This window comes from Geodermatophilus sp. DF01-2 (assembly GCF_004571065.1).
Classification (GTDB): domain Bacteria; phylum Actinomycetota; class Actinomycetes; order Mycobacteriales; family Geodermatophilaceae; genus Geodermatophilus.
Genome location: NZ_SPQN01000023.1, coordinates 36,900 through 44,419, shown reverse-complemented (window position 1 = coordinate 44,419; position 7,520 = coordinate 36,900). Strand labels below are relative to the sequence as shown.

Here is a 7,520-nt window from a genome sequence, read left to right as displayed (position 1 = left end):
GGCCGGGCCGGCGGGCGGGCCGGCGGGCGGGCCGCGCACCGACGCGGCCGCCTGAGAAGGGACCCCCTCCTCACTGCCCTCGCAGGCTCGGGTCCGCCCTGGAGGGCCGGGGAAGGGGCCCACAGCCGAGGGCGTTACGCCCACAGCGGACGCGCCCGGCATGGCGCGGTGGCCGTCAGTGCCGCCGCGTACCGTGAGCGCACGGCACCCTCCGTGGGTGCCGCCGCTTCTCGCAGAGGCAGGACAGGAGACGGCGATGACGCTGCTGCGCACCCAGCTCGGGACGACCCTGCGCGGCCACCGGCTGCGCCAGCGGCGGACGCTGCGCGACGTCTCCGGAGCCGCCCGGGTGAGCCTGGGCTACCTCTCCGAGGTCGAGCGGGGGCAGAAGGAGGCGTCCTCCGAGCTGCTGGCCTCGATCTGCGGCGCCCTCGACGTCGAACTCGCCGACCTGCTCGCCGAGGTGAGCCTCGGCCTGCGTGGTGCCGACGGCCGGCTCCGCCCGCTCGTCCCCGCCGCCGACACCGCCGGCGCGCCCGCCGAGGGGGAGAAGGCCGCAGTGGCCGGATCCGGCGAACAGCCGGCCGCCGAGCCTGCGCTGGCGCTGGTCGGCGCGCCGGTCCGCGCCGCCGGACAGCCGACCGGCGCGGTGTCGCTGGCCGCCTGAGCCGCGGCCGGCCCCGACCGCCGCCCCCTCCTGGGCACTCCGAGCGCTCGAATGGCCCGCTCCAGGGCGTGCCCGAGCCTGCGAGAGGGCCGGGAGCCTGCCACTTGACCACCCGCGCCCGCGGTGCCAGACAGGAACCATGGCGACGGTCGGACCGATCCCTGGAGACTCCGCTGCGCCGGGATGGGCGCCGCGCGCCCCCACCCACGTGCGCGGGGCGCACACCCGCGGTGGCAACGCCATGGGACGCACCCGCGCCGGCCTGCTCGACGGCGCCGCGCGGACGTTCGCCGGGTACGGGCTGCGCGGCAGCACCATGCAGTCGGTGGCGGCCGCGGCCGGGGTGGCCAAGGCGACTCTCTACAACCACTTCCGGACCAAGGAGGAGGTGGCCCGCGCGCTGCTCGCCGCCGAGCTGGACCGGCTCTCCGCGCTGGCCGGTGAGCTGCCCCCGGACGCGGCCCTCCGGGTGCTGGCCGACGAGGTCGCCGGCCACCCGGTGCTGCGCCGGCTGGCGCGGGACGAGCCGGACGTGCTGACCGGGCTGCTGGCGGCGGCCCCCGAGCGCTGGGCGGAGCACGTGAGCCGGCTGGCCAGGGCGCTACGGGTCGAGCCCGACGCCGCCGAGCTCGCGGCGCGCTGGCTGCTCGGCCTGGTGCTCCAGCCCGGGGAGCCGCGGATCCGCCGGGCCGGCGCCGCCCGGCTCGCCGGTCTCCTCGCGGCCAGCTGACCCGACCGGCCGACCGGCTCCGCGGGCCTCCGCTGTCGCATCCCGCCCGGCCGCGCGCCGGACCGGTCCGGCGTGGGAGGGTGACGACCCGACACCGCCCCGCCGGGGCGTCGGCTGCTCTTGCGACCAACGGAGCTCGTCGTGCGGTACCTCTTCCGGCCACCGGCCACCGACGGCGCGGGCCTGCTGAGCCTGCCGTGGCACCTTCCGCTCGAGCAGTGGGACCCCGAGCTCCTGCTCGAGGTCCCCCAGCGCGGCATCTCCCGGCACGTCGTCCGCTTCACCGCGCAGGACGGCCACGTCTACGCGCTCAAGGAGATCTCCGAGCCGCTGGCCCGGCACGAGTACGCGCTGCTCGGTCAGTTCGAGGAGGAGGGGCTGCCGTCGGTGTCGGTCCTCGGCATCTGCGTCGACCGCCCCGGGGGCCAGGACGCCGTCCTGGTCACCCGGTACCTCGAGTACTCGATGTCCTACCGGTACCTGTTCTCCCGCCCCTATGGCGACCACTCCGCCGACCAGCTGCTCGACACCATGGTGGTGCTGCTGGTGCGGTTGCACCTGGCCGGCGTCTTCTGGGGCGACTGCTCGCTGTCGAACACCCTGTTCCGGCTCGACGCCGGCGCGTTCACCGCCTACCTCGTCGACGCCGAGACCTCCGAGCGGCACCTGGAGCTCAGCCCGGGCCAGCGCCACTACGACGTCGACCTCGCCCGGGAGCGGGTGGGGGCCGAGCTGCTCGACCTGCAGTTCGGCGAGCTGCTGCCGGTGGACGTCGACCCGATCGAGGTCGCCGACAGCCTACCGGTGCGCTACGCGGCGCTGTGGCACGAGGTGACCCGCGAGGAGGTCTTCGCGCTGGACGAGCAGCGCCAGCGAGTGGCCGAGCGGCTGCAGCGGCTCAACGACCTGGGGTTCGACGTCGGCGAGATCGAGCTGGTGACCGACCCGCAGGGCGGCGCCCGGCTGCGCGTCGAGACCCGGGTCGCCGAACCGGGGCAGAACCGCCGGGAGCTGTTCCGGCTGACCGGCCTGGAGGTGCAGGAGCGCCAGGCGCGTCGGCTGCTCAACGACCTGCGCGCCTACCGGGCCACCGTCGAGCAGAAGATCGGCACCCCCGTCCCCGAGACCGTGGCCGGCTACCGGTGGCTGGCCGAGGCCTACCACCCCGTCGTCGAGGCGATCCCGCCGGACCTCGTCGGCCGGCTGGCGCCGGCCGAGGTCTTCCACGAAATCCTCGAGCACCGCTGGTTCCTGTCCGAGAGGGCCGGTCACGACGTCGGGACGACGCGGGCCGCACGCTCCTACTTCGACACGGTGCTGCCCCGGACGCCCAAGGAGCTGACCACGCCGTCGGTGATCGTGGGCGGCCGGGACTGAGGAAGGAGACCCTTGCCCCCTACCGCTCACAGGCCCGCGGCGGGACCCTGCAAGGGGGCCGTGCAGGCGTCGGTCACGGACCGGTCTCGCTCGAGTTGACACCCTTGGTGACCTGGGCCACGGTACGAAAACCGCGGTGACCGGGATCAGCTACTCGCCAACGGAGGCGGATGACGGTGTCGAGAAGTGGCAGAGGCGGACCGCTCGGCCGAGCTGGTGTCCCGGGACGGAGACGGTCGCTGGGCGGTGCCGCCGCGGCGGCGGTCCTGGCCTCGACACTCACCGCGTGCGGCGGTGGCCCGGGCGACCCGAGCGTCCTCACCTGGTACATCAACCCCGACTCCGGCGGCCAGGCCGAGATCGCCCAGCGGTGCACCGAGGCGGCCGACGGGGCCTACTCGATCGAGGTCGCCCAGCTGCCTCGCGAGTCCTCCCAGCAGCGCGAGCAGCTCATCCGCCGCCTCGCCGCGAACGACGAGTCGATCGACCTGATGAGCCTCGACCCGCCCTACATCCCGGAGTTCGCCGAGGCCGGGTTCCTCGCCCCGGTGCCCGAGGACGTCGCCGAGCGGGTCACCGAGGACGTCGTGGAGAGCGCCGTCGAGGGCTCGACCTGGGACGGCGAGGTCGTGGCGGTCCCGTTCTGGGCCAACACCCAGCTCCTGTGGTACCGGCAGTCCGTCGCGGAGGAGGCCGGTCTGGACTTCAGCCAGCCGGTCACCTGGGAGCAGCTGGTGGAGGCCTCGGCGGCGACCGACACGCTGCTCGGCGCGCAGGGGATCCGCGCGGAGGCGCTGACGGTCTGGGTCAACGCCCTGATCGAGTCGGCGGGTGGCTCCATCATCACGGACAAGGCCGAGGACCCCGAGAACATCGAGCTGGGTCTGGCGTCCGAGGCGGCGGTGAGCGCAGCCGAGGTCATCCAGCTCGTCGCCGAGAGCGGCGTCGCCGGCCCGGCGTTCTCGACCGCCGGTGAGGACGCCAGCGTGGTCGGGTTCGAGAGCGACGACGGCGGGTTCATGGTGAACTGGCCGTTCGTGTGGCCGCGGGCACTGTCCGCCGTCGAGGCCGGGACCCTCGACCCCTCGGTGCCGGAGGACTACGGCTGGACCATCTACCCGCGGGTGAACCCGGACGAGCCGGCAGCGCCACCCTACGGCGGGATCAACCTCGGCATCGGCGCCTTCAGCCCCGCTCCGGAGCTGGCCTTCGAGGCCGCCGAGTGCATCGTCTCGGACGAGAACCAGGCCTACTACTTCATCACCAACGGCAACCCGGCGTCCTCCATCCCGGTCTACGACGACCCGGCGGTGCTGGAGGTGTTCCCGCAGGCCCCCGTCATCCGGGAGTCCCTGGAGATGGCGGCACCACGGCCGCAGACGGTCTACTACAACGAGATCTCCGGGAGCATCCAGCGCACCTACCACCCGCCGAGCTCGGTGACCCCCGGGGTCACCGGTGAGCAGGCCGCGGAACTGATCCGAGCCGTCCTCGCAGGGGAGCAGCTGCTGTGACCACGACGACCCTCCCCCCACGGGAGAAGACCCAGCCGGTCTCCGCGCCGCACGGGACGATCAGCGACCGCTCACGCGCCGAACGGCGGCTCGGCTGGCTGCTCGCCGGCCCCGCCTTCTTCGTGATGCTGGCGGTGACCGCCTATCCGATCCTCCAGGCGGTGTACGAATCGCTGTTCTCCTACCGGCTCACCGATCCGGCCAACCGGGACTTCATCGGGCTCTCCAACTACGGGGTCATCCTCACCGACCCGCTGTGGTGGCAGGCCCTCGGCGTCACCCTCTTCATCACCGTGGTCACCGTCTTCGTGGAGCTCATCCTCGGATTCGCCCTGGCCCTGGTGATGGCCAAGGCGCTCCGGTCGATCCGGCCGGTCGTCCGGGCGGCGATCCTCATCCCGTACGCCGTCATCACCGTGGTGTCGGCGCTCGCCTGGCAGTTCGCGTTCGACATCAACACCGGGTTCGTCAACAGCTGGTTCGCCTGGCTGCCCGGCGTCGGCACCGACACCGACTGGTTCGGCGGCACCTGGTCGGCGCTGCTGGTCATCTGCCTGGCCGAGATCTGGAAGACCACACCGTTCATCTCCCTGCTGCTCCTGGCCGGTCTGGCTCAGGTGCCCGACGTGCTGCAGGAGGCCGCCAAGGTCGACGGCGCCACCTGGTGGCAGCGGATGTGGAAGGTGACGATCCCGAACATGAAGGCAGCGATCATGGTGGCGCTCCTGTTCCGGACGCTCGACGCGTTCCGCATCTTCGACTCGATCTTCATCATGACCGCCGGCGCCAACGGGACCGAGTCCGTGTCGTTCCTCGCTTACCGCCAGACGATCGCCCGGCTGGAGATCGGCCTGGGGTCGGCGGTGTCGGTGCTGCTGTTCCTCGCCGTGGTGATCATCGCTCTCGGCTTCATCAAGGGCTTCAAAGTCGATCTGGCGCAGGCCAGGGGGGACCGCTGATGTCGCGGCGAGAGAAGACGTGGTGGATGGTCGGCGGGATCCTGATCCTCGTCTACTGCCTCTTTCCCATCGCCTGGATCGTGTCGCTGTCGTTCAAGGCGCCGACGGACATCGCCACCGGCCAGTTCCTGCCCACGCAGCCGACCTGGTCGAACTACGCCGACATCTTCACCGGCACCGCGAGCGACCTCTTCCTGCCGGCGCTGCGCAACTCCTTCGGCATCGTCCTGATCGCCACGGCGATCGCGTCCGTGCTCTCCATGTTCGCGGCCTACGCCATCGCGCGGCTGGACTTCCCGGGCAAGACGCTCATCCTGTCGACCGCGCTGGCCGTGGCGATCTTCCCGGTGATCTCGATCGTGACGCCGCTGTTCAACGTGTGGCGGCAGATCGGGCTCTACGACACCTGGCCCGGCCTGATCATCCCGTACCTGTCGCTGACCCTGCCGATCTCCATCTGGACGATGTCGGCATTCTTCCGGGAGATCCCCTGGGAGATGGAGCAGGCGGCGCAGGTCGACGGCGCGACGACCTGGCAGGCGTTCCGGAAGGTCATCGTCCCGCTGGCCGCGCCGGGCGTGTTCACCACGGCGATCATCGCCTTCTTCATCGCCTGGAACGACTTCATCTACGGCATCTCCCTGACCTCGACGGACGCGGCTCGCCCGGTCCCGGCGGCGCTGGGCCTGTTCTCCGGCGCCTCGCAGTTCGAGGACCCGACGACGGTCACGGCCGCGGCGGCCGTGGTCGTCACGATTCCGGTCGTGATCCTGGTCCTGCTCTTCCAGCGGCGCATCGTCGCCGGTCTCACCAACGGCGCGGTCAAGGGCTGACCCGACGATGCTGCGCACCCCACCTACCCACCGAGGGGACGAGATCTGATGGCCTCCATCGAGATGAGGAACATCGTCAAGCAGTACGGCGACGGCTTCCCCGCAGTGAACGACGTGAGCCTGGACATCGCCGACGGCGAGTTCATGATCCTCGTCGGCCCGTCCGGCTGCGGGAAGTCGACCCTGCTGCGGATGATCGTCGGGCTGGAGGACATCACCAGCGGCGACATGGTCATCGGCGGCAAGCGCGTGAACGACCTCGCGCCGCGCGACCGCAACCTGTCGATGGTGTTCCAGAACTACGCCCTTTACCCGCACATGAGCGTGTACGAGAACATCGCCTTTCCTCTGCGGCTGTCCAAGACGCCTGACGACGAGGTGCGGCGCCGGGTCACCGAGGCCGCCGATGTCCTCGAGCTGAACGAGCACCTGGACCGCAAGCCGGCCAACCTCTCCGGTGGCCAGCGGCAGCGGGTGGCGATGGGCCGGGCGATCGTGCGTCAGGCGGAGGCGTTCCTCTTCGACGAGCCGTTGTCGAACCTCGACGCCAAGCTGCGTGGCCAGATGCGCACCGAGATCTCCCGGCTGCAGCGTCGGCTGGGGATCACGACCGTGTACGTCACCCACGACCAGACCGAGGCCATGACCCTCGGGGACCGGGTCTGCGTGCTGCGCAAGGGCAAGATCCAGCAGGTCGCCTCCCCGCGGGAGCTCTACGAGCAGCCGGTCAACCTGTTCGTCGCCGGCTTCATCGGCTCTCCGCCGATGAACTTCCTGCCCGCCACCCTGGAGGGCAACCGGCTGCAGACGCCGTTCGGGCCGATCGAGCTCGACGAACGCCGGGCCGCCGCGGTGCAGGGTCGCGACCTGCTGCTGGTCGGCATCCGGCCGGAGTACTTCGAGGACGCCTCCCTCGTCGACGAGGCCAAGCGCCCGCTCGGGTCGGTCTTCCGGGCCCGCGTCGACGTCACCGAGTGGCTGGGCGACTCGCAGTACGCCTACATCCCCTACGACGCTCCGGACGCCATCCGCGACCAGCTGCGCGACCTGTCCCGCGAGCTGGACTCCGAGGCTCTGCGCACCCAGGCCATCGTCTCCATCGACGCGACCAGCCGGATCCGCGAGGGCCGTGAGGCGGAGTTCTGGCTGGACAGCCGAAAGGTCCACGTCTTCGACCCGCAGTCCGGCGAGAACCTGACCCGTGACGCCGAGGCCGGCGCCCGGCTCACCCAGCTGGCCAACGAGGACCGGGTCGAGCAGGTCCAGGAGGCGCAGAGCCAGGGCCACACGATCAGCGACGACAGCGGCACCGGCGCGCACCGGGCCGGCGCCGCCTGAGACCCCCCTGCCCCCGTCCCTCGTAGAAGGACCCTCTTACCGAGCCCTTCGCAAGAAGCTCAGGGCACACGAGGAGAGGTCCGGGGACCCTGGAGGGGGACC

At 71.6% G+C, this 7,520-nt stretch carries 7 protein-coding genes; all 7 read left to right on the top strand.

What is annotated here, in order from left to right; genetic code table 11:
• Positions 1 to 256 precede the first annotated feature (256 nt).
• The 7 genes from E4P41_RS08840 (at position 257) to ugpC (ending at position 7,418) form a co-directional block, all read left to right on the top strand.
• Entirely contained in the window at positions 257 to 667 is a 411-nt protein-coding gene (locus tag E4P41_RS08840) for a helix-turn-helix domain-containing protein (protein WP_135140658.1), read from the top strand.
• Between the two features lie 241 nt (positions 668 to 908).
• Positions 909 to 1,397 carry a TetR family transcriptional regulator gene (locus E4P41_RS08835; protein ID WP_245177204.1) on the top strand — a complete coding sequence of 163 codons (489 nt, stop codon included), beginning with the start codon at positions 909 to 911 and terminating at the stop codon, positions 1,395 to 1,397.
• A gap of 141 nt (positions 1,398 to 1,538) precedes the next feature.
• Positions 1,539 to 2,774 carry a DUF4032 domain-containing protein gene (locus E4P41_RS08830; RefSeq protein ID WP_135140654.1) on the top strand — a complete coding sequence of 412 codons (1,236 nt, stop codon included), beginning with the start codon at positions 1,539 to 1,541 and terminating at the stop codon, positions 2,772 to 2,774.
• Positions 2,775 to 2,944: 170 nt separating this feature from the next.
• Entirely contained in the window at positions 2,945 to 4,288 is a 1,344-nt protein-coding gene (locus E4P41_RS08825) for an extracellular solute-binding protein (protein WP_135140652.1), read from the top strand.
• A complete protein-coding gene (locus E4P41_RS08820; protein ID WP_135140650.1) occupies positions 4,285 to 5,247 on the top strand; it encodes a sugar ABC transporter permease in 963 nt (320 codons plus the stop codon). The genes E4P41_RS08825 and E4P41_RS08820 overlap by 4 nt, the downstream gene beginning before the upstream one ends.
• A complete protein-coding gene (locus E4P41_RS08815; RefSeq protein WP_135140648.1) occupies positions 5,247 to 6,080 on the top strand; it encodes a carbohydrate ABC transporter permease in 834 nt (277 codons plus the stop codon). Before E4P41_RS08820 ends, E4P41_RS08815 begins: the two co-directional genes overlap by 1 nt.
• 48 nt (positions 6,081 to 6,128) lie before the next feature.
• Positions 6,129 to 7,418 carry a sn-glycerol-3-phosphate ABC transporter ATP-binding protein UgpC gene (gene ugpC / locus E4P41_RS08810; protein ID WP_135140646.1) on the top strand — a complete coding sequence of 430 codons (1,290 nt, stop codon included), beginning with the start codon at positions 6,129 to 6,131 and terminating at the stop codon, positions 7,416 to 7,418.
• The last annotated feature ends 102 nt before the right edge of the window (positions 7,419 to 7,520 follow it).

What these genes read in the sequence shown, in the direction of transcription:
- E4P41_RS08825 (WP_135140652.1), top strand. Translation starts at nt 2,945, where the DNA reads ATGACGGTGTCGAGAAGTGGCAGAGGCGGACCGCTCGGCCGAGCTGGT.
- E4P41_RS08835 (WP_245177204.1), top strand. Translation starts at nt 909, where the DNA reads ATGGGACGCACCCGCGCCGGCCTGCTCGACGGCGCCGCGCGGACGTTC.
- E4P41_RS08840 (WP_135140658.1), top strand. Translation starts at nt 257, where the DNA reads ATGACGCTGCTGCGCACCCAGCTCGGGACGACCCTGCGCGGCCACCGG.
- E4P41_RS08815 (WP_135140648.1), top strand. Translation starts at nt 5,247, where the DNA reads ATGTCGCGGCGAGAGAAGACGTGGTGGATGGTCGGCGGGATCCTGATC.
- ugpC (WP_135140646.1), top strand. Translation starts at nt 6,129, where the DNA reads ATGGCCTCCATCGAGATGAGGAACATCGTCAAGCAGTACGGCGACGGC.